Consider the following 25,755-nt stretch of genomic DNA (forward strand, 5'->3'; position numbering starts at 1 on the left):
CGACAGTATACGCTCGTCTTCCTCCGAATAGCTACTGATGTGCTTACGCGATGTGTCACTTGCGAATCGCTTTACGACGACCACCCGGCCACCACCAGTTCCAGTGACCAAATAGTTTCATCAGTGCGGGGACGAGTAGCATCCGGACGATTGTGGCATCAATAAAAATCGCAAGCGCGATACCGACGCCAAGTTGTTTAATTGGACTGACGCCCGTGAAGGCAAACGCCCCTGTGACGACGATCATAATCAAGGCAGCAGACGTAATGATCTTACTCGTCTTCGCAAGCCCCATCTCGGTCGCATAATCGTTATCGCCTGTCTCGTCATAATATTCTTCCATTCGCGAGACGAGGAACACTTCATAATCCATCGATAAACCAAAGACGAGTGAGAAGATGAAGACCGGTGTCAAAATACCGATCGTCTCCTGCGGAAGAACTGCGCCGGACTCAAACAAGATGACGAGTAATCCGAATGTCGCTCCTAGACTAAGCAAATTCATTAGAATCGCCTTGATTGGGATCAAGATGGACCGGAACGCAATCAGCAGAATGATGAATGTCGCCAAAACGACGACACCGACTGTTAGTGGGAGTTTCGATTCAATGGCATCATAAATTTCCTGATTGAAGGCTGCCGGTCCCCCGACAAGATAACCGTCCGCTTGCATCTTTCGCACCCAGTCTTGCGAAGCAGCATCGCCGGGATCTCCTTTTAAGTTAACATCAATTCGTGCTTGGTCGTTCTCTGATAGAAATGCCGTCAAAGCTTCGCGCCCGGCCGGAACAGCGACTAACTGCTCGAGCGGAATCTGTTGCTGTTCGGCGATCGTTGCGGCGGATACGACGGAGCGTACATCGGGATCCGACTCGAGTCGAATCGTCACATCTTCGATTTTTTCTCGTCCCACCTCTGAGGAAGCATCAGCAGACAAGATGAGGACGGCATCCGTTCCATCGTTCCCGAATGTTTTTTCCCACGACTCAAAAGCGAGACGCGACGGATAGGATTCCGGTAAAGCGGTCGCTTGCGGAATGTTTAACGTCAAGTCACGTAACGGCAATAAACAAGGTAAAAGAAGCAATAAAGATAGAATCGTTACTGCGACCGGGCGCTTCATGACGAAACGAGCGAGGCGGCGCCAACGATCTTCACTACGACCTGCTCGTTGCCGGAAGAGTCGCCCTTTTTCTAGCACCTTCCCGAAAACGATCAATAGTGCCGGTAACAATGTCAATGCACTGATGACGGCCCCAAGGACCGAAACGAGCGTCCCGATCGCGACAGCACGGAAGACATCAACATCAATCAATAACAATCCGGCAAGTCCGACGAATACACAGATTCCAGAAAATAAAATCGAGCGTCCTGCCGTCTCGACCGAACGAATCGCCGCCTTCCGAATATCTTGCCCGTCCTGCCGTTCTTCGCGGAATCGATTGACGTATAGCAATGAAAAATCAATTCCGAGTGCTAGGGAAATCATCGCAACCGCATTTAAGACGAAAATCGATAACTCTTGTTGTCCGGCAACGAAATAAAGAACACCGGCACCAAAGACAAAAGTGACGAGTCCCATGATCAACGGTAAGATGGCGGCAACGGGTGTACCGAAAACAAGTAGTAAGACGATCAAGGCTGCCGGAATTCCGATCAACTCAGCTCGGATGAGGTCATTTTTTGACGCTGTATTCAAATCATCGACGACGACTGGTTCACCCGTTAGTCGAATCGTCCCGGTATCATCCAGTTGACGCGTGACCGCAGCTGCCCATTTCGCATCAAGTGTTGGTACACCGACCGTCACGTATCCCTTATCGTCACGAATCGCTCGCGGATTTTCGACGGGACCAATGACGTTCCCGACGCCATTAATATCACGGAAGCGCTCGACATGTTGCATCATCGTTTGTCGTAGATTCTCTTGATTTTCAAATAGAACGATGATCGTATGCGGATCCTGACCGAAGTCTTGATCGAGTACTGTCTCGACGCGTTGAAAATCACCGTCACGCGTAAATCCGTTTCCTTCTAGCCGATCGGGTAGTTGATAAGCGAAATATCCAAGCACGACGAGCAGGATTGCCCAAACAATCAACACTCCTCGAAAATACGTACTCATCAGATGACCAAGCCGTTGCATGATGCGTCCCCTTTCTGTATAAACGTACAAAAAACATCCTTCTTGCTGAAAAGCGAAAAGGATGTTTCATTACGTCTTTTGAAAAATTTGAACCCATGTGTTGCCGAATGTCGCCGATGTCGACACGATCGCAAGACGTCGCGCCTCTTCATCGAGTAACACACTTTTGAGTAAAACGGAGGAATGGCATCCCTCGAACTTATATTTCAGCTGACTCTTCTCATACAAGTAAAAGCGAGATGAATCGGTGATCGAAAACAATTGGTGCCGGTGGTCAACGAGCGAGTACTCCGCGTAATCCGAAAAAGGAATAATCGATTCCTGATTCGTCGCGGCATCCCAAATCACATACCGTTTTTGTAGATCATCATAGGAGATGATCGTCGTAGGTGCGATGAACCGTTCGAACGTCAAACGTGTATCATATCCTCGCTCAATCAAGCGTCCGAACAACGGTGCCTCTTCATAGTTTGAGTACCGCCAGTCCCCTGTTTGAACGTTCACGCAGACAACATCCGTTTCTGCCGAATATAGGAAGATCTCATCGTCTTGCCACAAGAATAAATTACTGAACCACGCTTCGGAAAAAGCAGCGGGTCGCTTGATATAATCTAAATGCCCTTGCTCTAAATCTAGTAAACCAAAATAAGCTGACTCTTCAAATACGATGAACAATCGCCCACCGCCTGGCTCAATGTACCAGGAGAATGGAACATACGCACATGCTGTTTCCCATAGTGGTCTTAAATCCGCATCACATTTCATAAATCCGTGGCGATCTCGAAAAAGAAGCAAATCCTCCCCGATTCGATCGAACAGTGAGACGGATTCATGGAGTAACAGCTCTGCAGCAGGTTTATACATATGCATCACTTCCTACTTCATACGGTATCAACCTTCTCAGTTTCTCGCTACTATTGATGCGCTCGACTTGCACCTCCTGTTATACTAGCCTCATGGAAAAAGGAGGACGAACACGATGAAACCTTTACAATTATCAGCAGAGACGGCTGTCGAACTCGCAAAACGTCTGAACGTACCACTTGAACAACTGATGCATATGCCGCGCCATATCTTGATTCAAAAGCTCGTCGAACTCGAGCAAGAACAAGCGAAAACGGAATCTGATTCGTCTAGCGAATCGGAATCTTGAGTAAAAAGCCTCTTTTCCAATGATGGAAGGAGGCTTTAATCTTCGTTTAAGATTGTGGATGATAGTCGGATTTACCGTAACGGAAGACATTGATGATTGCTTTTCCGTCACTCGGATAACCATTCGGATGATCGATCGGGAAGAGGGAGAAAAAGACGAAATAAAACGAGAAATACGCAAATTGGTACGTAAAAATCGATGCCTCGAACACGCCGGCATAAATAAGACCATTTACGACTAAGATACTCACTAAGTTCGCGATCGATCCACCAGCGTAGACCATGATATTAGCAAACTTCGTTTCGTGACGTAGTGCCTCATATTGACACCATCCATCCCAAAAATAGATACGATTTAAACGAATCGGTCCGACACGGAGTAACGATTTTCCAGAACCGATATTGATCTCCATGTTTCCACCGAACAATCGGGCAAAAAAGTAATGCCCCATCTCATGAATCAATGTCACGATAGGCAACAATAAAAAGAACGACAAAAAGAATTTCCATAAATCCTCGAAACCAAACATACGCCGTACATCCTTTCATAAAAACAACATCCCATATACTACTTAAGAGGTTTTTTCCCGAAAGGTGACGCTTCAAACAAGGTTTCGATGAATTCAGGCAAGTCAATTTCATGACAGGCTGACATCGGACTGTCATCCACGCAAAAAAGGACGAAGCCTTATAGCGCTTCGTCCTTTTTGATTTAATCGGTTTTCTTACGACGTTTGTTCGCTGCGTACAACAATCCGATGATCGTCAGTGCTGCACCGCCTGCTACCGCATATTTCTTGTAATCCGCTTTTCGTTCGGCGATGACCGTCGTCGTCAATGCTTGGACGACCAACTGTTTCTCTTCATGCAGTCGTGGTGCGTGCAACTTAACGGCACCCGACTCCACCAACACCTCGAATTCACCGTTTGGCAATTCAATCGTGATATCCTCTTCCGTCGCATTATGGTAGACACGCTGCCGTTCGATGTATCCTTCATAGGTTCGTTTCAGTTCAAAGGCAATGACACCTTCCCCTTCTTCGAGGAAACGAAGATGCTTCTTGATCATCGCTGCGTTTGCGAGACGAAACATCGGATACTGACGACGGAGGGCAATCAATCCTTTGACGTACTCGACGGCCGGACGCTCTGTTTCCGCCCGTTCATAATCGAGACGATTGACGACCTCTCCGGCATTGAAGCTGTCACGAATTCCGTCCTTCGTCCGGAAGAACTCTTGTCCGGCATGGAGGAACGGAATGCCTTGCCCCGTCAAGATGATGGCATTCGCGAGCATTTGCCGTTTCCGACGAGTCTCTTCCGTATCCTCAGGGCGAGACACCGTTAACTTATCCCAAATCGTCAAATCATCGTGCGCTTCGACATACGAGACAACCTGATTTGGCTCATCGGCAAATCCTTGTGAAGAGACGTTACCAGCGATTCCCCGTTTGACTTCACTCGTCCGGTCGAATGCCCCGCTGATGAAACCACGGTCTTCCGGCGTTTGAACGTCGCCTTTGATCCCGTCCCGTAAACCGTTATTGAAGTGAGCGATTCCTGGCATCTTCGGTGCGTTGAAATAGTTCGCTTTTTCTTCCGGATCAAGTGGCGTATCGAGATCCCAGCCTTCACCGATGATCAGAATCGATGGATCGATCCGATCAAGTGCATGACGTACCTGATTCATCGTCTCGACATCATGCAGTCCCATCAAATCGAATCGGAAACCATCCAGATGGTACTCTTTCGCCCAGTACGTCACACAATCGAGAATGAACTTCCGCATCATCAGACGTTCAGATGCGGTATCATTCCCACAGAAACTACCGTTTGACAAGCTACCATCCGCCTCTTGACGATAGAAGTAGCCAGGAACGAATTGACCGAGCGGAACCGTTGCTGCATCATACGTATGATTGAAGACGACGTCCATGATGACACGGATCCCGCGATCATGTAACGCTTGTACTAATTGCTTTAACTCAAGGATCCGCGTTCGTGGATCATCCGGATTCGATGAGTACGAACCTTCCGGCGCAAAGTAATTCACCGGATCATACCCCCAGTTATAGTTATCCGGGTCGTTCGGCGCTGTCTCATTGACTGAGCCAAAATCATAGATCGGCAGTAACTGGACATGCGTCACACCAAGATCCGCTAAATAATCAAGTCCTGTCAATCCGCCATTTGGTGTCCGTGTCCCTGCTTCCGTCAGCCCAGCGAACGTACCACGTGCGACGACACCACTAGCCGGATGACTCGTTGCATCGCGTACATGTAATTCATACACAACTGCGTCTTGCGAAGAATGGAACAGTGGGCGTTCTTCAATCCATCGTTTGGGTGTCACACTTGTCGGGTCAATTAACGCACCGCGTTTTCCGTTCGTTCCGACGGCTTTCGCATACGGATCGACCGCCTCGACTTTTTGTCCGTTGATGCTCGCTTGAAACGTATAGAAATAACCTTCATATGCTGCTCGATCGAGTTCAACGACGTACGTTCCCCGTTCGCCTGCCATCATCTCGACCTCTTCGACTTTTCGTGCGCGTAGTGTCTTGTAGAGACGAATCACGACACGTTCTGCCGTCGGCGCCCATAAGCGCACGCGAATCGCCGTCTCTGAGAAGGTCGCTCCTAAATCATTTCCACTATAGGCAAATCGCTCATCCAGTTCTTGCGGTGTGAGCGTCAACATGTCTGCTGTTTGTTTCAAAGCTAAGCACCCCTTTCATTTCATGGTTTTTATTATAACAAAATTTCAAAGCAGTGGACGCTTCCGGTATTCCTCTCTAAAATAGAGAGTGGAATGAAAGGGGAGATTAACATGGCAGCAAAAGATAATTCATTTGATATCGTGTCACAAATCAACATCGAGGAAGTCAAGAACGCCGTCCAGATCGCATTGAAGGAAATCACGAACCGCTTCGACTTCAAAGGTTCAAAGAGCGACATGAAGCTCGAAAAAGAGGATTTGATTCTAATCTCAGATGACGATTTCAAACTCGATCAAGTCAAAGATGTCTTAACAGCAAAATTGATCAAGCGCGAAGTCCCGACCAAAAACCTGCAGTACGAAAAAGTCGAACAGGCTGCTGGGAATACGGTTCGCCAACGTGTCATCCTTAAGAGCGGAATTGATCGTGACGATGCGAAAAAGATCAACAATGCCGTCAAGGAATCGAAATTAAAAGTGAAGACACAAATCCAAGATGATCAAATCCGTGTCACAGGTAAATCACGTGACGACTTGCAACAAGTCATGCAAATCGTTCGTGAACTTCCGTTATCGGTCGATGTTCAGTTCATTAACTTCCGTTAATCCACTCACGTCAAATTAGCTGAACGTTTTTGTTCAGTCCATCAAACAAAAAAGGGAGGTGCTTTCTGGATTGTATCCAAAAAGTACCTCCCTTCATTTATATCGTTGCTTACTGCGCTGTATAACCACCATCGAGAACGACAGCTTGACCCGTGACACCTGCCGCTTTGTCACTTGAAAGGAAAATAGCGTAATCCGCGATTTCTTTGACTTGGAGTAACCGTTGTTGCGGAACAAGTGGATAGATGACCTCTTCTAGTACACGTTCGAGCGGTACATTCCGTGTTTCAGCGAGCGAAGACAATTGGTTTTGGACGAGTGGTGTATCGACATATCCTGGGCAAATCGCGTTGACCGTGATACCCGAAGTTGCCCCTTCTAATGCTGCGACTTTCGTTAAACCGATGACGCCGTGTTTCGCACTGTTATAAGCAGCTTTCCCTGCAAAACCAATCAATCCGTTGATCGATGACATGTTCAAGATCCGTCCAGAGCCTTGTTTTTTCATGATCGGGAAGACATATTTCGTATAGAGGAATGGTGCACGAAGCATGATGCTTTGAAGCAAGTCGAATTTCTCAGTCGAGAACTCTTCGATTGGTGAGACGTGCTGCATTCCCGCGTTGTTGATGACGATATCAATCGTTCCGTAATGTGCGACCGTCTGATCGATACTTGATTTGATTGCCTCTTCACTTGTCACATCACCTGCGACAGCAAACGCATCGAAGCCTTTTTCACGAAGCGTTTCAGCAGAGCGTTTTGCAGCTTCTTCCTGAAGATCGACGATGACGACCTTCGCACCTTCTTGAGCGAATTCTTCAGCGATCTCAAGACCGATTCCGCTTGCTGCTCCTGTAATTAACGCGACTTTTCCTTCGAGTTGTTTCATCATGATGGATTCCTTCTTTCTTTATCTTTACGTGTTCGGTCTCTTTACTGTACGCTGATTGAAAGAATAATAAAAATGAATACTTGTTATGACATCTATAACTCAAAAGAATAGGAGAATACTAATGGATTTCCGCCAACTGGAATACTTTACGGAAGTGGCACGCTTCAAAAGCTTCACTCGTGCCGCTGAACATCTCCACGTCACGCAACCGACGCTTAGTAAAATGGTCCGTCACTTAGAAGAAGAACTTGAGATGGAATTGTTCGACCGGAGCAAACGACAAATCGTCCTGACGGATGCCGGCGAGACCTTATTGATTGAAGGTGAAAAGATTCTGCGACAGTTATCTGATCTGCCTTCTCATCTCTATGATGTCATGCATCTGACGAAGGGAACGATTCGTCTCGGCGTACCCCCACTAATTGGTTCGCTGTTTTTCCCAGGTCTACTGCGTCGCTTCGAAGAGATGTATCCGATGATTCAAATCGAATTAATCGAAGCCGGTGGACATGCGTTAGAAAAAGCGGTCGTCGCCGGTGAAGTCGATTTGATCGCAACGGTGCTGCCTTCGGATGAGCATTTAACGACACACCCCTTCATTGAAGAAGAACTCCATTTATTCTTACCGAGTGATCATCCACTCGCTGATCGGTCGATGATTGCGTTAGAAGAAGTTTCCGACATGCCGTTCGTCTTGTTCAACGAAACGTTCTCGCTCCACGATGTTGTCTTGAACGCCTGCCAAGATGCCGGATTTACGCCTAACGTGTCTCGGGTGAGCTCGCAGTGGGACTTCTTATGTTTACTTGTCGCAGAAGGAAATACCGTGACCGTCCTTCCGCGTTCGATCGCGGATCGCTTTTCGATTCGTGGCGTCAAAACGATCCCACTTGAAACACGAGTCCCGTGGCACTTAGGAATCGCCGTTCCAACCGGTCGCTACCAATCGTACGTGACGCGGAAATGGATTCAATTCGTCAGCGATATGTATTCCAAATAAGCATACCTTTCATAAAAACCATGTATTTGTAGAATGGAAATTCTTCCTTTACGATGAGAACATCGTTAAAAAAGAAAGGAAGTCCTTTACCATGGCAACTCATTTTGAATCACGTCACGAAACAGGCGTTAAAAAACTCAGCGAATTCACAGACGCAAACGCTGCACAATCGACGCATGACAAAATCTCTGAATCCCTGAAAGATATCGCTCCAGCAGTCGGTGAGTGGATCACGGATTTCGCATACGGTGAAGTTTACAGCCGTGATGGTCTCGTCAATCGTGACCGCGCAATCGTGACGATTGCTTCCCTCGTCACACAAGGTACAGAACCACAGCTCGCTCTCCACATCAATACTGGATTGACAGCTGGTTTAACAGGAAACGAAATCGTCGAAGCTATCATGCATCTTGTTCCTTACACTGGATTCCCACGTGTCTTGAACGCACTCGAAGTCGCAAAAGTCGTCTTCGCAGAACGTGGCGTCACAGTCGAAACAGAATAAGATACGCATGACTTGATTGAAAAAAGATGGGCATGACGCATTTTCGGGTATCTCCTTAACAAAGGAGTGATCGATCATGCGTTATGCCCTTTTTGCGGATCTTCACAGTTCAGTAGCCGACACAGCGGCTGTCCTAGCTGACATACGGCGGATCGCTCCCGATGCGCATTTGTTTTGTCTCGGTGATGTTCATGAATGCCATGTCGGTAAAAAGCGAGCGAAGCGCTATTCTTTCGAATCGCTCTCCCTCGTCGTGACGCTCGATGATGATTTTATAGAGCTGATTGATTTTAAGACGTTACTGGGTAATCAAGAAGAGCGCATCCTGTCTCTCGTTCCACCACATCTGTCTCCTGTCATCGATGCATTACGCGATTGCCCTCGAAAACAACGGATCGAGGGGGCGTTATTGATTCATGGAGATCAACTCAGTTGGTCGCGGGATTTTCTACCCGACCTGTCACAACAACGCGAACCGTTACTCTTTTTTGGTCATAGTCATATCAGAGGTTTGTTTCGAAATGGTATCGCCAAATCGAGCCCACTAGGTCAAACTTTATCCATCAAAGGAAAACGATATGCCGTCAATCTGGGTCCCGTCGTCTTCGAACGAGAATGGTGTCTTTACGATTCAGAGCAACAAACGATCGTATTCTATCAGGCGAAGTAAGAGGATACGACAAAAGCCGTCGGGCACAGGGCTCGACGGCTTTTGTTCATGCATCTTATTGATCAGAGATAACGGACAAGCGATGCCTTGACGACATCCACTTGTGTGAAGTTCGTCTCTTCCGCGAATGTTTCGATGACTTGACGGACATCCCCTTGACGACGTACGAAGCTCGTCGGGACTGGTGTCGTACCGACAAGTTGCTCATGCAGACTCGTCAATCGATGATCATCGATGATCGTCGTCATCAAATCAAGGAACAGGAGAACATGCAGACGGTTCAAATAATCCCATGGTTTGTCTTCCGAACGGAATTCATTACGAGCGAGCCATTTTTTCAATCCGATCGCATCGATTTGACTCAACGTCTCTGTCGTACGTGCCGACTTCCAAAGCGTCAACAGTTCACCCAGTTTTTTTCGTGTCTGTTTCTTACGCATGAAGAATTCAAAATTATCTTTCGTCCGTAATGCGTCTCCTTCAATCGGAGCAATCAAATCGGCTTCCGGCGCCGTCACGAAATCGTGAACGAAATCGACAGACTCTCCCGGTAACCAAGCAGCGACTTTCCCGTGAAAATCAGCCATAAAGGCGACCGTTTCTGCCAAAGGCTCCTGCTTCATCTGTGAAGCAGCTTGCTGTAATCGTTCTTTCGTCTCAGTCTTCATAATCTACCTCTTCTTATTCGTGGATTGGTCTTACATTTCTTCTGGAGCGCCGACACCGAGTAAACGAAGACCCTCTGTCAAGACGATCGTGACCGACTTGACGAGTGCAAGACGCGATTGTTTTGCTGCGTCATCTTCGAGAACACGGACGTGTCCGTAGTATTTATTGAAGCTTTGTGCAAGATCTAAGACGTAGCGGCTGATGATTGATGGCTCGCGACGTGTGAACGCGCGATCGATGACCGTCGAGAATTGGTTTAGCATCGAGACGACACCCCATGCATGATCATCGGCACTACCAGCGAATGGTGTGCCATCATAGCCACCTTTACGGAGCAACGAGTGCGCACGGGCATTCGTGTACTGGACATACGGTCCTGTTTCGCCTTCGAATTTCAACATCTGCTCAAGATCGAACTCGATGTTGTTCATCCGTTCGTTCTTCAAGTCGTGGAAGATGACGGCGCCGACACCGACTTGACGAGCCGTGGCTTCGGCATTCGCTAAGTTCGGATTTTTTTCCGCGATGTTTTGCTTCGCAACGTCGATCGCTTCTTGTAGTACTTCTTCAAGTAAGACGATCCGACCTTTACGCGTCGACATTTTCTTTCCGTCCTTCATGATCAGACCGAACGGCACATGGTGCATTCCGTCGACGTTCTCAAATCCAAGTTTCTTCAAGACTGCGAACAATTGCTTGAAGTGAAGCGCTTGTTCCCCACCGACGACGTAGAACGCTTGCTCAAAGCGGTACGTTTCGAGACGATAGACAGCAGCTGCTAAGTCACGTGTCGCATAAAGCGTTGCGCCATCTTTCTTTTTAATCAAAGCAGGTGGCATACCTTCTGCTTCGAGGTCGACGACCATTGCCCCTTCTGATTCGACGAGGAGATCTTTTTCTTCGAGCAAATCGATGACGTGTTGCATCTTATCGTTGTAGAAGGCTTCTCCGTTCAAGCTATCGAATTTAACACCGAGCATCTCATAGACACGGTTAAACTCGACGAGTGAGACTTCACGGAACCACGTCCAAAGCGTCGTTGCCTGCTCATCACCTTGTTCGAGTTTTTTGAACCAGAGACGTCCTTCATCCTCAAGTGCCGGATTTGTTTCCGCTTCTTCGTGGAACCGGACGTATAATTTCAACAATTCCTTGATTGGTTCTGCACGGACCGCTTCTTCCTCACCCCACATCGTGTAAGCCACCATCAATTTCCCGAACTGTGTTCCCCAGTCCCCTAAGTGGTTGACACCGACGACGTCGTACCCTTTTTTACGTGAGATTTGGTTGAGCGCGTTCCCGATGACCGTCGAACGCAAGTGCCCCATCGAGAAGGGTTTCGCGATGTTTGGTGATGAAAAATCAGTGACGATCGTTTTTCCATTCGCTTCACTTGATCCGAACGCCTCTTGCTCCGTCAGGACTTGGTTGACGATTTCTTGCGAGACGACTTCCCGGTTCAAGAAGACGTTGATGTAAGGACCAACAGCTTGAACGTTCGAGAACAACGGCGCGTCAATTTTTTCTGCGAGCTCCGAAGCAATCATGTTCGGTGCTTTACGGAATGCTTTAGCGAGCATGAAACATGGGAATGCCAGATCTCCATGATCTTCATGTTTCGGTTGCTCGATCAGTTGTTCGATTTGTTCAACCGATAAGGCACCTTCCATGACGTGATGTAATACTTCTGCATACTGCGCTTTATAACTCATCTTTATTTCCTCCTGCTTTACTGATTTTTTGGCAATAAAAAACGCCCCTTGCGCCACGCGCAAAGAGACGGAATGACCGCGGTACCACTCTTCTTGGTGTCACTCGACACCCACCTTGTTCGGGGATAACGGGGTTCCCCCGGCTACGCCTTTTCCATCAGGAATCGGGCAGCGTCTCAGAAGTGCGTTTCACGACCGGTTCGTCCTCAGGCTTCCACCATTCCCTGATTCGCTAGTTGACGAATATCAACCGTTACTCTCTTCATCATCGACTGTATTCGATATCTTTCACATTATACGCAATTCTTTCTTTTCTCTCAACCTTATTTTTTTGGTAAATGGCTTATCAAAATTTCCACAATTCGGGTATAGGAATAAAAGATACTTCTCAGGGGGAGGGATGTTTCATGCGCTACTACCAACATGTAGCCCGGACGAGCTGGATCGTCTTCGGTCTCGTCGCCTTGACATTATTAGTGATCGGCATCGTTCATCCACCAACCTTCCATCCTTCTGTCTCCATCATCAACACTCTTTATTTATTCGGACTCGTTCTCCTGTTTCAGTTCGATAATGTCCGTCGTGGTGGCATTTACTATACATTCCAAGAAGGCATCATCTTATTTTTATTCCTCAATTATGGTTTAACGTACGCCTTGATTTTAAGCCAAGTCGGTATTCTCGTCTTTCAATTCATGTCTCACCGAAAAGCGATTCGTTGGAAACGTTTCGTTTATCTCTACCCGATCAACGCCTTGTTCGATTTAGTCTACATCTCGCTTCCGGCCTTTGCGTATTATGCGCTCGGCGGACCAATCGGCTCAAACTTTACGTATACGAAAGCCTTACTCCCTTTCATCGGCTTTTTGATCACCGTCTTCCTTGTCTCTTACTTCCAATGTCTATTCGTCAATCGCTTCCTCTACTTGAAATACGACTGGAAACGTCTCGTAAAGCTTCAGTCCCTCGTCTACGGGATTAGCATGTTAAGTGCTCTACTTGGAATCTGGTTCTACGATGAAAGTCCGCTCGTCGCGGCTACAGTTTCCGTCTTGATTCTCTTTTTGTTCAAACGTCTGTTGCAAGAGCGTGGTGACTCCCTTGAAGCAAACGATAATGCTAAGCGATTTGATGATGCGAAGGAACACTTGTTGATTTCCCGCTTCGAGCGCGAGACGATCGATTCGTTGCTCCTCGATTTACCGCATCTATTGCCGTTTTCTGAAGGTTGGATCTCGATTCAACAACAGCGGAAACAAGTCATCTATAACATCCGGACGAAACAACCGATCGACGTGTTACCACTGTTTCATTCCTTGTCAGCCGACGATTTGCATACCCCAATCATCTATGGTCTTCGTTGTGACTGGGGAAACGATATTCAGATCGGATTGCCTGTCGATCGTCACTCGATGCTAGCGATTCCTTCGATTACGAGCGGAGAGGTCGATGTTTCGATCATCCTATTCCATCAAGTCGCAGACGCCTATGATGCGACAAATGCCGACGAATTATCTCGTTTGCTCCGTATCTTTTGTCGCGTCTTAGAACGCTCACGTGAAACGGTCCAACTCTATACGGAAAGTCGGACCGATGCCTTGACCGAATTACCGAATAGTCGTGCTTTTTATGAACACGGTCGGCAGGAATTTGCGGCTGACTGCTATCCGCTCTCCGTGATCCTGTTCGATATCGATCATTTCAAACGTGTCAATGATACGTACGGTCATAAAGTGGGCGATCTCGTCCTTCGTGAACTCGGTCGACGTATCCAGGCGATCCAATTGCAATATGATGATGTCTTTGCTGCTCGTTATGGTGGGGAGGAATTCGTACTTCTGTTGCGAAATGGTAGTCAAGAGGCTGCTATCCAGATTGCCGAGACAGTCCGCCATGCGGTCATGGATCGTCCCTTCCTCGTCGATGGTCACCGACTGTCCTTAACCGTCAGCCTCGGAATTGATACAGTGGAGGAAAGATATCAACGGACGTTCGAAGAATCGTTACGTCAAGCCGACCATGCACTCTATGTCGGCGGAAAACACAATGGACGCAATTGTACCGCGCATTATGCAAACCTTTGAAAGGTCGTGACTCTATTGTCGATTACGGAAATTGAAATGACGCTACCGACATCACAAACTCACCGGACGATTCGGATTCATCGTCCGCCCCATTTGGATCCTTCTGAAGCGTTACCAGTGATTTATATGCACGATGGACAAAACGTCTTCAGTGGAGAAACCGCCTCGTTCGGAAAAGGCTGGGAGATTCATCTTGCGCTACAACAGACACAGATTCCGGCAATGGTCGTCGCGATCGACAGTCCAGAAGACGGAATGGATCGTTACGATGACTACGCTCCTTGGAGTGATGAAGCTTTATTGATGCGGACTGCTTATCCTTCGTACCGGAAATCAATCGGGGGAAACGGTAAGGTCTACATGGACTGGATCATCCGCGAGTTAAAACCATACATTGATGCCAACTACGCGACACGCCCTGACGATACGACGATGATCGGCAGCTCGATGGGTGGCGTCATCTCGCTTTATGGATTATTCGCATATCCGGAAGTCATCACGCGCGTCGCTGCCCTGTCGACGGCCGGATGGGCAAACTTCTCCTCACTCCTTGAATTCATCGAGCGCAGTCCGTCGCTGTCTACTGCCCATCGCTGTTATATGGATGTCGGGACAAAAGAAGTGAGTGGTCCGATGACCGAAACGGATTATTTACACACAAATGATGTCTTAGCGCGAGCGGTCGAACAGAAACTTACTCAAAGTCGCTATACGATCATCCCGGAAGCGATTCATCATGAAACCGCTTGGGCGAAACGTTTACCGGATGTTTTGCGTTTCTTGTTTCCTTCCTCGTGAATACACAAAAAGCCGGGCGATTTCTACTAAAGAAATCCTCCGGCTTTTTACGCGTGCCTTATACTAATTCTTCTTGTTGCTCTTTTTCATAACGGTTGCGCGGATGCTCCCGGCATTCATCGGAACACGAACGCATGACTTTTGGTTCGCATTCTTCACAGCAGAAGTGCTGTCGATTACATTCCGGGTTTGCACAATTAACGTAGCGTGTCTCCGGTTTTCCACAGTAGTAACATTCTGAGACGACAGAAGGATTGACGGCATTGACAGGAACCTGTACACGCTCATCAAAGACGTATAGTTCGCCTTCCCAGTCTTCTCCTTGCGTCTGTTCATCTTTTCCGTACATGACGACTCCGCCTTTAAGATGGAAGATATCATCACTCTGTTGCCGTTTACGGAAGTACGCCGTGAATTTTTCACAACGAACGCCACCCGTACAGTATGTGAGAACCTTTTTCCCTTCAAACAAATGCTCGTTCTCGTCAAGCCACTCCGGGAATTCCCGTGAAGCATCGACATCCACTTTTACAGCATTCTTGAAGTGTCCGAGGTCGTATTCATAGTTGTTGCGTACATCGAGAATGACGACATCATCTTGTTTCATCATTTCTTTCCACTCTGCTGGTTCAAGATACGCAGCGTGTTCTTCTGGTACGTTGAATTCATCCTCAAAACGCCATGTGACGAGTTCTTTTTTGTAACGGACGAACGTCTTTTTGAAGGCGTGCTCTTCGACTTCATCGATTTTGAATTCGATGTCAGCGAATCGTGGATCCGCCGTCAAGTCCTTCATGTATTGTTCCGTTTGTTCGACCGTTCCAGAGAGTGTTCCGTTGATTCCTTCTGGTGCGATCAAAATCCGACCTTTAATACCGAGCTCTTTACAATAAGCAAGATGCTCTTTCGTTAGCTGTTCCGCATTTTCGATCGGAACATACTTATAAAATAATAGTACGCGATAAGGTTTCATATTCCTCATTAGCCCCCATGTCAGTTTTTTGCAGTAAAACGAACGTTGGCAAACGAAGCGTCTAGCTATTGACTAGCTGGGAACGCCTGCAAAACGCACCCATTTAAGTATAATACCAACTCCCTTTCGAATGTACAATCTACAATTCCTGAATCCCTTTCAAGGAATTTCATTCCCTTTCTCAATCAGAAAGAGGTAAAATAAAACACAGTAGTACATCTTGCAAGGAGGATTCCGAATGCTCCATACACTTCGTGACTGGATCGAGCAGATGATTTTCTTTCTCCAAGACTTACCTGGAGGAGCTGCCACCGGTTTGATTGCCCCGTTTCTTGAGTCTCTATTTCCTTTCCTGCCACTCGTCCTGATCATTTCCGCGAATGCGGCAACCTATGGTTTTGGTATGGGTGTTCTCGTATCATGGGTCGGGAGCATGCTTGGATCACTCGTCGTCTTCGCTTGTATTCGATATCTATTTCGTCGTCCGGTCACGCGTTGGCTTGAAAAACACCATGCCGCGCAACAGTGGATCGAACGTGTTCGTCACATGAGTCCCATCTCACTCGGATTCTTTTTTTCGCTTCCGTTCATGCCTGCGTTCATCATCACGTCCATTTCCGCCATGATTCAACTATCGCTGCGGACGTATTTGATTGCTGCTGGTGCCGGTCGTCTGATCGTCGTCATCATCTTCTCGTTGATCGGAAAGGAATGGTCCACGTTCCTTGAACGTCCGATGCGTCTTGTCCTTCTATTTTTGATTTTACTCGCCATCTGGGGAGTCAGTCGCGGGACGGAAGAATGGTTGAAGCGTCGTGCGCTCTCAAAACGTGCGGATCATTTACGGGAAATCGAAGATAAGATCGAACGTCCATCTGAAAAATGACTCAAGCCTGTCTATGATTCCATAGACAGGCTTTTTAAGCTGTTCTCATTTTTTGCGGACTAGGTCTTTTGAATCATTTTCCAATGTAATTAATATATAAAAATAACGTTCAAACAATGTTCAATATTGCAAACGCTTACATTAAATTGGTATGACCAATATTAATATAATAATGAGCTTTTCCTCATAAAAATTAGGATAGCTTTTCCAGAAACGACATCCTTATAATGAATTTACATTCATTCCTTAAAGGAGGCGGCCTCATGCATCAAGTGTCCGAAGTTCAAAAAAATGAAGCGACTCAATCCGCTCCAGCAATCGTCGAGAGTGCTACCTTTCAACAATTGATGCGTCAAAAGAATGGCTTCATTCTTCCAGCCATCAGTTTCTGTCTTATTTTTTATTTTACGCTTCCGATTTTGACAAGCTACTTTACGATTTTAAATCAGCCGGTATTCGGTGATATTACGGGTGCTTGGATCTTCGCTTTTGCTCAGTTCATCATGACGTGGACGTTCTGCATGATGTATAGCAAAAAAGCACGTGCCTTTGATCGACTCGTCGAACAAATCAAGGAGGAGTCGAAATGAATTATACTGCCGTTGCTTTATTTGCGGCGATCGTCGGTTTGACGCTCGTCATTACATACTTTGCTGCCCGTAAAACAAAAACAGCTAACGATTTTTATACAGCGGATGGCGGTCTCACTGGTGCGCAAAACGGGATGGCGATTGCCGGCGACTATATGTCCGCTGCCTCGTTCCTCGGAATTGCCGGGATGATTGCCTTAGCTGGATTCGACGGATTCTTCTACTCGATCGGCTTCCTCGTTGCCTATCTCGTTGTCTTGTATCTCGTTGCCGAACCACTTCGGAACCTCGGGAAATACACGATGGCGGATATGATCGCTGCTCGTTTTAACGCATCAAAAGTTCGTGGAGTTGCTGCCATGAACTCGATCGCGATCTCGATTTTCTATATGATTGCCCAACTCGTTGGTGCGGGTGCCTTGATTGAATTGTTATTAGGAATTCCTTACACGACAAGTGTCATCATCGTTGGTATCTTGATGACCGTCTACGTCGTCTTCGGTGGTATGACAGCGACCTCATGGGTCCAAATCATCAAAGCGATCCTTTTGATGGCAGGAACAGCTGTCATCTCATTCATGGTATTCGCCAAGTTCGATTTTTCGATCTTCAAGATGTTTGCAGAAGTCAAACAAGCGACACCGCTCGGTGATTCATTCTTGAATCCCGGAAACAAGTTCAAATTACCGCTCGATACGATTTCATTGAATCTCGCACTCGTTCTCGGAACGGCTGGATTACCACATATCTTGATTCGTTTCTTTACTGTTAAGGATGCTCCGACTGCTCGTAAATCCGTCGTATATGCGACGTGGATCATCGGTGCCTTTTATATCTTGACGATCTTCCTCGGCTTTGGTGCCGCTGCTTTCGTCGGTTCTGAAGATATCATTGCTGCCAATGCTGCTGGTAACATGGCGGCACCACTTCTCGCCCAAGCGCTCGGTGGTGATTTACTCTTTGCGTTCGTCGCTGCAGTCGCCTTTGCGACGATCCTCGCCGTTGTTGCAGGACTCGTCTTATCCGCAGCATCCGCCTTTGCCCATGACTTCTACAGTCATATTCTACGTAAAGGACAAGCAACGGAAAAAGAACAGATGACGGCAGCACGACTCGCGTCCATCGCCGTCGCTTTGATTTCGATGGTACTGGCATTGTTCGCACAAACGATGAACGTCGCGTTTCTCGTTTCGCTTGCCTTTGCTGTCGCGGCAAGTGCCAACTTGCCAGTCATTCTCTTGACGATTTTCTGGCGCCGTTTCAATACTGGCGGAGCTGTCACAGGTATGGTCGTCGGGTTATTCTCTTCACTGATTCTCGTCGCACTCAGTCCAAATCTTTGGGCAGTCGACGGTTCAGCCTTGTTCGTCGGGGAAGCCCTCTTCCCGCTGACGAATCCAGGAATCGTCTCTATCCCACTTGGCTTCCTCGGAGCCATCGTCGGGACATTGTTGACGAAATCGAACGAAGTTGCCGGTAACTTCGAACGTATCTTAGTCAAGGCCAATACCGGTATCGATGCTGCTGCAGAAGTCGCCGCGTCAAAAGAATAAGTTCCCCTTAACGGCTCCTTCAACCCCCTTGAAGGAGCCGTCCCCTTTTACATTCTTCTCATTCATTGCCATACTAAGTGGATAATAGAGAAGAAAAGGAAAGGAAGACTGTACATGGATCTCGCTTTTTATTATTTCTTAATCCTCGGATTTTTCATTGGAATCATCTCCGGCTTTTTCGGAATCGGTGGCGGTATCATCTTGACGCCCCTACTACTCATTTTAGGATATGCTCCAAGCGTTGCGATCGCGACCAGTCTCATGTTGACTCTCGGATCAACGGTTTCAGGTACGATCTCTCACTTACGTCTTAAAAATGTCGTCTGGCGCGATAGTCTTGTCGTCGGGGGCGTTGGAATCATCGGTTCGACGATCGCGACACCACTCGTCCTTCGTTTAGAGGAAGTCAACGGTGCCCATCTCGTCATCTCAATCGTTTATATCGGACTCTTACTCTACTTCGCGAATAAGTTCTTACGTCCGAAAGCGACGACCGGTGAACAGACGGGTTGGAAAAATCGATATCTTGCTCTTGCCTTCACTGGTCTGTTCGCTGGATTCATCTCTTCGCTTCTCGGTGTCAGCGGTGGATTCATCATCACACCGTTACTCGTCGGGATCGTTGGCTATGAGTTGAAACGTGCAGTCGGAACGAGTATTGCTTCTGCGTTACTGATCGTCCTATCGGGTCTCGTCAACTATACGGTCGCGAGCACGAATATCGATATCCTCGTCGGGATCATGCTGATTGTCGGCGCCTTGCTCGGAGCACCGATTGGCGCGAAGCAGTTGACGCATTTCGAAAGTCCGTTCGTCAAAAAGTACCTCGGTATCTTCTATTTGACGGTTGCGGTCAGTGTGTTACTCGAGATCATCGGCTGGAACGTCGCTTCACTCTCCGTTCTCGTTGCGCTTAGTTTGATTTTCTTACTGACACTCCTCATCTACAGCCGTCGTCGAACGAATGGATGAATCGTCTCATCAGAAAAGCGGTGATGCCCCTATCAGGCATCACCGCTTTTTTCCGTTAAGCCACTCGTTTGTGACCGGCTCGTTCATAGTCTCTCGTTTGTTCAATGACTAAGTGCGACAAGAACAACATTCCAACCAAGTTCGGAATCATCATCAGCCCGTTCGCGATATCTGCGACAAGCCACAACGGTTCTAATTGCGCGACCGCACCATAACAGGCTGCGAGCGCAAAGAAAACACGATATCCTTTGTTGAAACGTGTCGTGCCGCTCAAGTACTCCAAGCACTTCTCTCCATAGACATACCAACCGATGATCGTTGAATAACCGAAGAAGAAGACGGAGAAGGCGACAGTCCATTCTCCAAATGATCCAAGGACACTCGCAAAGGCGGTTGCTGTCAGTGCTGCCCCGGAAAGATTCGCATCATGCGTCATACCTGAATGTAGCCCGCCTGACGGATCCCAAAAGCCTGTCGTCAGAAGGACGAGTGCCGTCATCGTACAAACGATCAAGGTCACGATGAAGGTACTCGTCATCGAAATCAATCCCTGTTCGACCGGACGCTCACTTTTCGCAGATCCGGCAATCAAGGCTGCTGTCCCAAGTCCTGCTTCGTTCGTGAAAATACCACGTGCTACACCGACTTGCATCGCCATCATGATCGATACACCGGTGAAGGCTCCTGCAGGCGCAAGCGGCTGGAAGGCGTACTCAAAGATTAAACCAAAGGCTGGTAGAATCTGATCCGCCTTCAATATTAAAAGGACACAAGCGGCACCGATATAAAGTAAGCTCATGATCGGAACAAAGATCGTCGAGATCGCACTGACGCGTTCAAGTCCACCACGAATCGATACATAGACCGCAATCGCGAGCAGAATGCCGAACAATAGCAGCGGCACACGGAACGATTGCTCAAGCACCGTTGCCATCGCATTCGCTTGCACCGTGTTCCCGACACCAAACGATGCGATTAAACCAAATACCGCAAACAGGATGGCGAGTAGTTTAAATTTAGGTCCTAGTCCCTTCTCGATATAATACATCGGTCCACTGACGGCTTCGCCGCGTTCGTTTCGACTTCTAAAGAGAATGGCAAGGAGGCTTTCTGCATATTTCGTCGCCATTCCAATTAAACCGATGACCCACATCCAAAAAACTGCGCCCGGTCCGCCCATCGTCAAGGCGACTGCGATCCCTGCGATGTTTCCGTTTCCGATCGTCGCTGCGAGGGACGTCATCAACATCTGAAAGCTACTGATTTCACCTTCACCTTGCCCTGATTTTTGAACAGATAATTGAAACGCTTGTTTTAAACGTCGAAACTGAAGACCACGTAAGCGGATCGTAAAGTATACTCCTGTTCCTACCAACAACATCATACTCGGAATCCCCCAGACCCAAGCCGATATCAGACGTAATACTTCCATGCCATTTCATCCTCTCTGTCTTTTCCGAGGCTTACCGTAGCATGTAGTTGTGTTTTCTTACAATACAAAAGAATACTTTTTGTGATTTTACACAATAGAAGATATACTAAAACTATCGAGCGAAAGAGAAAGAAGGGAAATCCCATGTTAGAAGCTTCATATCATTCTTTAGACGACTTAGCGGAAGCGATCGGTATTGCCTTGAATGCCCCGATTACGATTGAAGATCGCAATCACCGCCTTCTTGCGTATAGTACGCATACGGCTGATACAGACCCTGCCCGTGTCGCAACGATCATTGGTCGCCGGGTACCGGAATCGGTCATCGACCAACTCTGGAAAGATGAAGTCATCCAGAGCCTTGCTACACAAGATGATCCACTCATTATTTCCGCACGCACGGATGTCGGATTGAACGATCGTGTCGCCATTGCAATCAAGCAAGATTCAGAAATTCTCGGCTATATTTGGTCGATTGCTCGAAGCACTCCTTTTACTCCATCGGAACTAGCGGATTTAAAGAAAGGAGCATTGCTTGCCCAACGTCAGTTACTGGCGATCGACATGCAGAAAAAACGGAAGGAAGAGCAAACGGAACAGTTTTTCTTCGAGTTATTACATGAAGAATTATCCGAGTCGGAGATTCTGAAGATGTTCTCTAAGCTCCATGTCGCACCACCCGGTATTAGCCGTTTGACGGTCATTCGTTTTTCGGAAGCAATCACACCACGACTTGCGGATCGCCTGCGCTATTTATTGACGATTCAGCAGACAGTTCGTCCGTTACTTTACGCGTATGATGAAACAGATTTCATCTTGTGGATCAGCACAAACGACCGCGACGCAGAACAAGAGCGTCTGCAGTTCGACGCCTTCATCCAATCATTTCGACAATTGCTCGCGGAGCGGTTCGATTATACGGACTTCGTCGCAGCAAGTAGTGAAGTCTTCACGGGCGTCCAAGCGATTCCGGAGCGCTATGAAGAAGCTGGCATCGTCTTACGTTTAAAGGACGCCTTTCCATTTGAGCTGAAGAACGTCACTCGTTACGAACGCCTCGGCTTATTCCAGCTCTTACCGATTTTCTCGGAGCGTCTGCGACGGCGGACGGTTCGCTTGGAAGAAATCGAACGTCTGCGTGCTTACGATGTGAAACATGCCTCCTCCTTATGTGAGACGCTAGAGTGGTTTCTTCATTATGATGGGAACGTCAAACAAGTCGCTTCCCATCTCCATGTTCATCCGAATACGATCCTTTATCGGATGCGACGGATCGAGGAGGAAGCGGGCATTCGAATGGAATCTTTACCTGAACGCTCCTTACTTTATTTGTACCTAAAAGCAGACCGATATCCTTTGTGATTTTACACAAAGGATATCGGTTATTTTTGAAGACGCCGATAAAGTAGAACGCTTTCATTTCTCGTATACTGAAGAAGAAGAGAAATTGATTTGTTTATTTGCGAAAGGGGATCGCGTTCACATGATCATTGGAGTATTAAAGGAAATCAAAAACAACGAAAACCGTGTTGCATTAACACCTGCCGGGGTAGCAGCGTTACATGCACAAGGACATCGTGTCATCATTGAATCGATGGCAGGTATGGGGAGTGGCTTCACGAACGAAGAGTACGTCAAAGCCGGTGCTGAAATCATCGCGACTGCTGCTGAAGTCTGGGCAACAGCCGAACTTGCTTTGAAAGTCAAAGAGCCGATCGCTTCAGAGTACCAATACTTCCGTCCAGATTTGACATTGTTCACGTATCTTCACCTAGCGGCTGAGCCAGAATTGACACGTGCGCTTGTTGATTCGAACATCACAGCAATCGCTTATGAAACGGTTGAAAAGAACCGCACCCTTCCATTGTTAACACCAATGAGTGAAGTCGCAGGACGCATGGCATCACAAATCGGTGCACAGTTCTTAGAAAAACCACACGGTGGTATGGGCATCCTGCTTGCAGGTGTTCCTGGGGTTCGTCGTGGAAAAGTCACAGTCATCGGCGGCGGTGTCGTCGGAACGAATGCTGCGAAACTCGCGGTTGGTCTTGGTGCGGATGTCACGATCATCGATGTCAGCCCAGAACGCCTTCGTCAGCTCGATGATATCTTCGGTAACTCGATCAACACGTTGATCTCAAACCCGTACACGATTGCTGAAGCGGTCGCTGAGAGTGATCTTGTCATCGGTGCTGTCTTGATTCCAGGTGCAAAAGCACCGAAACTCGTCACTGCCGACATGGTCAAACGCATGAAGCCGGGCGCTGTCATCGTTGACGTTGCCATCGACCAAGGTGGTATCTTCGAAACGGTCGATCGTATCTCGACGCATGATGACCCAACATATGAAAAATTCGGTGTCGTTCATTACGCAGTCGCGAACATGCCAGGTGCTGTTCCACGTACGTCTACACTAGCATTGACGAACGCAACGCTTCCGTATGTCCTTGAGCTCGCGAACAAAGGCACACACCGTGCGCTTGCTGAAAACGATGCTCTTGAAAAAGGATTGAACGTCGCGCAAGGATTCGTCACGTACGAAGCAGTCGCACGCGATCTCGGATACACGTACAAATCCGTTGAAGATGTGCTTCACCTACACGCATGATCTTGAAAGTAGAAATAGTTGATGATTCCTTTTCGAGGAACCATCGACTATTTTTTATGAAAAGAAGGAATCCCAGGCGAATCTCTTCATTACTTCTTGAGGCACCACCCGGCTTGTCATATGATGAGAAACGAAGACTTATGATTTTGAACTAGTAGAGGGGATCTCATTACATGACACAAACCATAACCGCCCATTCTCATGAACTCCAGAGCCACGTCGCTGAAGTGGCGTTACTCGAAGCACTGACATCCGATACAGAAGAAAGCGTACGTATTGTCGCAACCGAGCGCTTACGTGTTCTTGTCCCATCTCATCCATTGCTCAACATTGCTACAGCCCATTCCCTTTATTTCAAGAACGAACACACTCAAGCGCGCCGGCTGATCGAAGAGACACATCAGCAACTCGGCGAGCATGTGCAAGGATACATACTCCTCGGTATCATCAGTGAAGAGGAAGGGTATATGCACGAAGCAGAACAGTTTTTCCTATCGGCCATCACACGCTTTCCTGAAGAGCCAGCAGGACATCGTTTCCTTGCCGTCCATTACAATCATCGTCAATTTTATGGGGAATCAGCCGTCCATGCGTTTACATATTTAAAGAAGGTTGGCGCATCTGGAATCGATACGCTGATGGCCATTGATTCCATCCAACAATTAGACGGTCATTCGATCGACATGTTGGAAGCACTCTATGCATTAATCCTTGGCGTATCTCATCTCGACAAAACCACCGTCTTTCATGCGACAGCTTCTGTCAATCAAAGCATTCAATATGAGAAGCTGCATGCTACATTGCGCGAAGACAGCGAGGAGACCCTCTACGCTAAGCTCGACGAATGCCTTTCCAACATGCTCGAGCATGGCTTGTTCGCAGCTGTTTACGACGATTCCGAAGAAAAGATCTATCGCCATGTCTTTCAGGATATGTGTCGGGATATGACCATCCGTCATGCAGGTTGGCGTGCGTACCCGGACTATATTCGATTACGCTTTCTCTATTTCAAACAATTGTTGTTACGCGACTGAAAGTCAAAAAGCAAACGCGACGAGTGCCGCGATCGTCCATGGCAAGATCAAGTTGTCGAGATCGCGATATGAGATGGCTTCGATCAAGGCTGCGATGTTCGCAAGCAAGAAGCCATAACTGACAGCGAGCCAAATCGGTTGTCCATAAAACAAGAACGTCACGGTCAACACGAGGAATGACGCCAAAAATAGGGCGATACTTCCTTCAAAGGATCGTTTCGTCTCACCACGGACGTAAAACGTCTTTCCGTAGCGTTTTCCGACGAGAGCAGCGAGACCGTCGCCCCAAGCAAGCACCATGCTTCCCGCAACGAGCGCCATCGGCTGTCGCTCGAAGAAGAACAAGACGAGTCCCGCTAGAGCGAGTGGATAATAGACCGTTCCGTAAGAAGGACGATCGACATCGTGCATCTGACCGATTCCTTTTCGTAGTGTCACTAGATTCACGACAGCAAAGAATAACAACGGTACGATCGCAACGTACCAGTGATCCAGCCAGAGCAGCGCAAGAAATACCCAGTGACCGACAGCAATATGAATCCATTTCCGAACCGTCTCGGGAGAAAAGTCGAAACGGCGTCCAATGACTTCCAGGATGACGAGAACTAGCCCGACGATTCCAATCGTGCCAAGAGCAGCTATCCATTCCATCGTCATTCCCCCCTTTCTTTCCTATTATTGTACGTTGTTTCAGTTGCCATTTGCCCTATTGAACCTTCATTTGATAACATAAGGTCAAATGACGTCCTAG

General features: G+C 47.6%; 24 protein-coding genes and 1 other annotated feature. Of the genes, 14 read left to right on the plus strand and 10 right to left on the minus strand.

The genetic code is table 11. The features are described 5' to 3' along the window. Positions 1-55: 55 nt before the first annotated feature. Together EXW93_RS15155 and EXW93_RS15160 are read right to left on the minus strand one after the other, a co-directional pair. Positions 56-2,146, minus strand: coding sequence for an MMPL family transporter (locus tag EXW93_RS15155; protein ID WP_055969583.1), 2,091 nt, complete (start codon positions 2,144-2,146; stop codon positions 56-58). 69 nt (positions 2,147-2,215) lie between these two features. Further along, on the minus strand, positions 2,216-3,010 hold the full coding sequence (locus tag EXW93_RS15160; protein WP_023469667.1) for a hypothetical protein: 795 nt from the start codon (positions 3,008-3,010) through the stop codon (positions 2,216-2,218). A 115-nt stretch (positions 3,011-3,125) separates the two neighbouring features. On the opposite strand from EXW93_RS15160, the gene EXW93_RS15165 reads away from it, so the two are divergent. Then, positions 3,126-3,299, plus strand: coding sequence for a YycC family protein (locus EXW93_RS15165; protein WP_023469668.1), 174 nt, complete (start codon positions 3,126-3,128; stop codon positions 3,297-3,299). 46 nt (positions 3,300-3,345) lie between these two features. On the opposite strand, the gene EXW93_RS15170 is transcribed toward EXW93_RS15165, so the two are convergent. After that, the gene (locus EXW93_RS15170) at positions 3,346-3,828 is read right to left on the minus strand and encodes a site-2 protease family protein (RefSeq protein ID WP_023469669.1); all 483 of its coding nucleotides are present in this window, start codon (positions 3,826-3,828) and stop codon (positions 3,346-3,348) included. Positions 3,829-4,010: 182 nt separating this feature from the next. After that, positions 4,011-6,017, minus strand: a complete 2,007-nt coding sequence (pulA, locus tag EXW93_RS15175; protein ID WP_235515953.1) for a type I pullulanase — start codon at positions 6,015-6,017, stop codon at positions 4,011-4,013. Positions 6,018-6,128: 111 nt separating this feature from the next. On the opposite strand from pulA, the gene EXW93_RS15180 reads away from it, so the two are divergent. After that, complete coding sequence (locus EXW93_RS15180; RefSeq protein ID WP_023469671.1) at positions 6,129-6,623, plus strand: YajQ family cyclic di-GMP-binding protein; 495 nt, start codon at positions 6,129-6,131, stop codon at positions 6,621-6,623. A 109-nt stretch (positions 6,624-6,732) separates the two neighbouring features. On the opposite strand, the gene EXW93_RS15185 is transcribed toward EXW93_RS15180, so the two are convergent. After that, positions 6,733-7,518, minus strand: a complete 786-nt coding sequence (locus tag EXW93_RS15185; protein ID WP_055969587.1) for a 3-hydroxybutyrate dehydrogenase — start codon at positions 7,516-7,518, stop codon at positions 6,733-6,735. Between the two features lie 121 nt (positions 7,519-7,639). Here EXW93_RS15185 and EXW93_RS15190 point away from each other — a divergent pair, with 121 nt between their 5' ends. The 3 genes from EXW93_RS15190 to EXW93_RS15200 all read left to right on the plus strand — a co-directional run bounded on the left by EXW93_RS15190 (position 7,640) and on the right by EXW93_RS15200 (position 9,693). Then, positions 7,640-8,518: a LysR family transcriptional regulator gene (locus tag EXW93_RS15190; RefSeq protein ID WP_035395614.1), complete on the plus strand. Its 879-nt coding sequence runs from the start codon at positions 7,640-7,642 to the stop codon at positions 8,516-8,518. Between the two features lie 91 nt (positions 8,519-8,609). Next, positions 8,610-9,023: a carboxymuconolactone decarboxylase family protein gene (locus tag EXW93_RS15195; protein WP_023469674.1), complete on the plus strand. Its 414-nt coding sequence runs from the start codon at positions 8,610-8,612 to the stop codon at positions 9,021-9,023. A gap of 76 nt (positions 9,024-9,099) precedes the next feature. After that, entirely contained in the window at positions 9,100-9,693 is a 594-nt protein-coding gene (locus EXW93_RS15200; protein ID WP_035395612.1) for a metallophosphoesterase family protein, read from the plus strand. A gap of 62 nt (positions 9,694-9,755) precedes the next feature. On the opposite strand, the gene EXW93_RS15205 is transcribed toward EXW93_RS15200, so the two are convergent. Further along, positions 9,756-10,361: a hypothetical protein gene (locus EXW93_RS15205; RefSeq protein WP_050678446.1), complete on the minus strand. Its 606-nt coding sequence runs from the start codon at positions 10,359-10,361 to the stop codon at positions 9,756-9,758. 30 nt (positions 10,362-10,391) lie between these two features. Further along, complete coding sequence (argS, locus tag EXW93_RS15210) at positions 10,392-12,074, minus strand: arginine--tRNA ligase (RefSeq protein ID WP_023469677.1); 1,683 nt, start codon at positions 12,072-12,074, stop codon at positions 10,392-10,394. A 60-nt stretch (positions 12,075-12,134) separates the two neighbouring features. Then, positions 12,135-12,352 (minus strand) — a binding site (T-box leader). A 129-nt stretch (positions 12,353-12,481) separates the two neighbouring features. On the opposite strand from argS, the gene EXW93_RS15215 reads away from it, so the two are divergent. Continuing rightward, positions 12,482-14,158, plus strand: a complete 1,677-nt coding sequence (locus EXW93_RS15215) for a GGDEF domain-containing protein (RefSeq protein ID WP_174316702.1) — start codon at positions 12,482-12,484, stop codon at positions 14,156-14,158. Between the two features lie 15 nt (positions 14,159-14,173). Further along, positions 14,174-14,956, plus strand: coding sequence for an alpha/beta hydrolase (locus EXW93_RS15220; RefSeq protein WP_055969591.1), 783 nt, complete (start codon positions 14,174-14,176; stop codon positions 14,954-14,956). Between the two features lie 58 nt (positions 14,957-15,014). On the opposite strand, the gene trhO is transcribed toward EXW93_RS15220, so the two are convergent. Beyond that, a complete protein-coding gene (gene trhO / locus EXW93_RS15225; RefSeq protein WP_023469680.1) occupies positions 15,015-15,929 on the minus strand; it encodes an oxygen-dependent tRNA uridine(34) hydroxylase TrhO in 915 nt (304 codons plus the stop codon). Between the two features lie 238 nt (positions 15,930-16,167). On the opposite strand from trhO, the gene EXW93_RS15230 reads away from it, so the two are divergent. The 4 genes from EXW93_RS15230 (at position 16,168) to EXW93_RS15245 (ending at position 19,930) form a co-directional block, all read left to right on the plus strand. Next, on the plus strand, positions 16,168-16,815 hold the full coding sequence (locus EXW93_RS15230) for a TVP38/TMEM64 family protein (RefSeq protein WP_023469681.1): 648 nt from the start codon (positions 16,168-16,170) through the stop codon (positions 16,813-16,815). A 263-nt stretch (positions 16,816-17,078) separates the two neighbouring features. Then, positions 17,079-17,405: a DUF485 domain-containing protein gene (locus EXW93_RS15235; protein ID WP_023469682.1), complete on the plus strand. Its 327-nt coding sequence runs from the start codon at positions 17,079-17,081 to the stop codon at positions 17,403-17,405. Then, positions 17,402-18,958 (plus strand): solute symporter family protein, encoded by a 1,557-nt coding sequence (locus EXW93_RS15240; protein ID WP_023469683.1) that lies wholly within the window; start codon positions 17,402-17,404, stop codon positions 18,956-18,958. Before EXW93_RS15235 ends, EXW93_RS15240 begins: the two co-directional genes overlap by 4 nt. Positions 18,959-19,072: 114 nt before the next feature. Then, on the plus strand, positions 19,073-19,930 hold the full coding sequence (locus EXW93_RS15245; RefSeq protein ID WP_023469684.1) for a sulfite exporter TauE/SafE family protein: 858 nt from the start codon (positions 19,073-19,075) through the stop codon (positions 19,928-19,930). Between the two features lie 55 nt (positions 19,931-19,985). Here EXW93_RS15245 and EXW93_RS15250 read toward each other — a convergent pair whose 3' ends face one another. After that, positions 19,986-21,362 carry an alanine/glycine:cation symporter family protein gene (locus tag EXW93_RS15250; protein WP_174316703.1) on the minus strand — a complete coding sequence of 459 codons (1,377 nt, stop codon included), beginning with the start codon at positions 21,360-21,362 and terminating at the stop codon, positions 19,986-19,988. 144 nt (positions 21,363-21,506) lie between these two features. Here EXW93_RS15250 and EXW93_RS15255 point away from each other — a divergent pair, with 144 nt between their 5' ends. From EXW93_RS15255 to EXW93_RS15265, 3 genes are all read left to right on the plus strand, one after another. Further along, positions 21,507-22,724 carry a PucR family transcriptional regulator gene (locus EXW93_RS15255; protein ID WP_035395605.1) on the plus strand — a complete coding sequence of 406 codons (1,218 nt, stop codon included), beginning with the start codon at positions 21,507-21,509 and terminating at the stop codon, positions 22,722-22,724. 121 nt (positions 22,725-22,845) lie between these two features. After that, positions 22,846-23,970, plus strand: coding sequence for an alanine dehydrogenase (gene ald, locus EXW93_RS15260; RefSeq protein ID WP_029342897.1), 1,125 nt, complete (start codon positions 22,846-22,848; stop codon positions 23,968-23,970). Positions 23,971-24,143: 173 nt separating this feature from the next. Then, positions 24,144-25,004 carry a tetratricopeptide repeat protein gene (locus EXW93_RS15265; protein WP_055969596.1) on the plus strand — a complete coding sequence of 287 codons (861 nt, stop codon included), beginning with the start codon at positions 24,144-24,146 and terminating at the stop codon, positions 25,002-25,004. A gap of 3 nt (positions 25,005-25,007) precedes the next feature. On the opposite strand, the gene EXW93_RS15270 is transcribed toward EXW93_RS15265, so the two are convergent. Beyond that, positions 25,008-25,655 (minus strand): diacylglycerol/polyprenol kinase family protein, encoded by a 648-nt coding sequence (locus EXW93_RS15270; protein WP_055969599.1) that lies wholly within the window; start codon positions 25,653-25,655, stop codon positions 25,008-25,010. Positions 25,656-25,755: the final 100 nt, after the last annotated feature.

Origin of the sequence: Exiguobacterium sp. JMULE1, assembly GCF_013337175.1 — a bacterium.
Taxonomy (GTDB): domain Bacteria; phylum Bacillota; class Bacilli; order Exiguobacteriales; family Exiguobacteriaceae; genus Exiguobacterium_A; species Exiguobacterium_A indicum.

Excerpts from the sequence above, each read along its gene's own strand:
- EXW93_RS15235 (WP_023469682.1), top strand. The coding sequence starts at position 17,079 with ATGCATCAAGTGTCCGAAGTTCAAAAAAATGAAGCGACTCAATCCGCT.
- EXW93_RS15250 (WP_174316703.1), bottom strand. The coding sequence starts at position 21,362 with ATGGAAGTATTACGTCTGATATCGGCTTGGGTCTGGGGGATTCCGAGT.
- EXW93_RS15270 (WP_055969599.1), bottom strand. The coding sequence starts at position 25,655 with ATGGAATGGATAGCTGCTCTTGGCACGATTGGAATCGTCGGGCTAGTT.
- EXW93_RS15255 (WP_035395605.1), top strand. The coding sequence starts at position 21,507 with ATGTTAGAAGCTTCATATCATTCTTTAGACGACTTAGCGGAAGCGATC.
- EXW93_RS15215 (WP_174316702.1), top strand. The coding sequence starts at position 12,482 with ATGCGCTACTACCAACATGTAGCCCGGACGAGCTGGATCGTCTTCGGT.
- EXW93_RS15200 (WP_035395612.1), top strand. The coding sequence starts at position 9,100 with ATGCGTTATGCCCTTTTTGCGGATCTTCACAGTTCAGTAGCCGACACA.
- EXW93_RS15185 (WP_055969587.1), bottom strand. The coding sequence starts at position 7,518 with ATGATGAAACAACTCGAAGGAAAAGTCGCGTTAATTACAGGAGCAGCA.
- EXW93_RS15240 (WP_023469683.1), top strand. The coding sequence starts at position 17,402 with ATGAATTATACTGCCGTTGCTTTATTTGCGGCGATCGTCGGTTTGACG.
- EXW93_RS15165 (WP_023469668.1), top strand. The coding sequence starts at position 3,126 with ATGAAACCTTTACAATTATCAGCAGAGACGGCTGTCGAACTCGCAAAA.
- EXW93_RS15155 (WP_055969583.1), bottom strand. The coding sequence starts at position 2,146 with ATGCAACGGCTTGGTCATCTGATGAGTACGTATTTTCGAGGAGTGTTG.
- EXW93_RS15160 (WP_023469667.1), bottom strand. The coding sequence starts at position 3,010 with ATGTATAAACCTGCTGCAGAGCTGTTACTCCATGAATCCGTCTCACTG.
- EXW93_RS15230 (WP_023469681.1), top strand. The coding sequence starts at position 16,168 with ATGCTCCATACACTTCGTGACTGGATCGAGCAGATGATTTTCTTTCTC.
- EXW93_RS15180 (WP_023469671.1), top strand. The coding sequence starts at position 6,129 with ATGGCAGCAAAAGATAATTCATTTGATATCGTGTCACAAATCAACATC.
- trhO (WP_023469680.1), bottom strand. The coding sequence starts at position 15,929 with ATGAAACCTTATCGCGTACTATTATTTTATAAGTATGTTCCGATCGAA.
- EXW93_RS15170 (WP_023469669.1), bottom strand. The coding sequence starts at position 3,828 with ATGTTTGGTTTCGAGGATTTATGGAAATTCTTTTTGTCGTTCTTTTTA.
- argS (WP_023469677.1), bottom strand. The coding sequence starts at position 12,074 with ATGAGTTATAAAGCGCAGTATGCAGAAGTATTACATCACGTCATGGAA.
- ald (WP_029342897.1), top strand. The coding sequence starts at position 22,846 with ATGATCATTGGAGTATTAAAGGAAATCAAAAACAACGAAAACCGTGTT.
- EXW93_RS15195 (WP_023469674.1), top strand. The coding sequence starts at position 8,610 with ATGGCAACTCATTTTGAATCACGTCACGAAACAGGCGTTAAAAAACTC.
- EXW93_RS15190 (WP_035395614.1), top strand. The coding sequence starts at position 7,640 with ATGGATTTCCGCCAACTGGAATACTTTACGGAAGTGGCACGCTTCAAA.
- EXW93_RS15245 (WP_023469684.1), top strand. The coding sequence starts at position 19,073 with ATGGATCTCGCTTTTTATTATTTCTTAATCCTCGGATTTTTCATTGGA.
- EXW93_RS15205 (WP_050678446.1), bottom strand. The coding sequence starts at position 10,361 with ATGAAGACTGAGACGAAAGAACGATTACAGCAAGCTGCTTCACAGATG.
- EXW93_RS15265 (WP_055969596.1), top strand. The coding sequence starts at position 24,144 with ATGACACAAACCATAACCGCCCATTCTCATGAACTCCAGAGCCACGTC.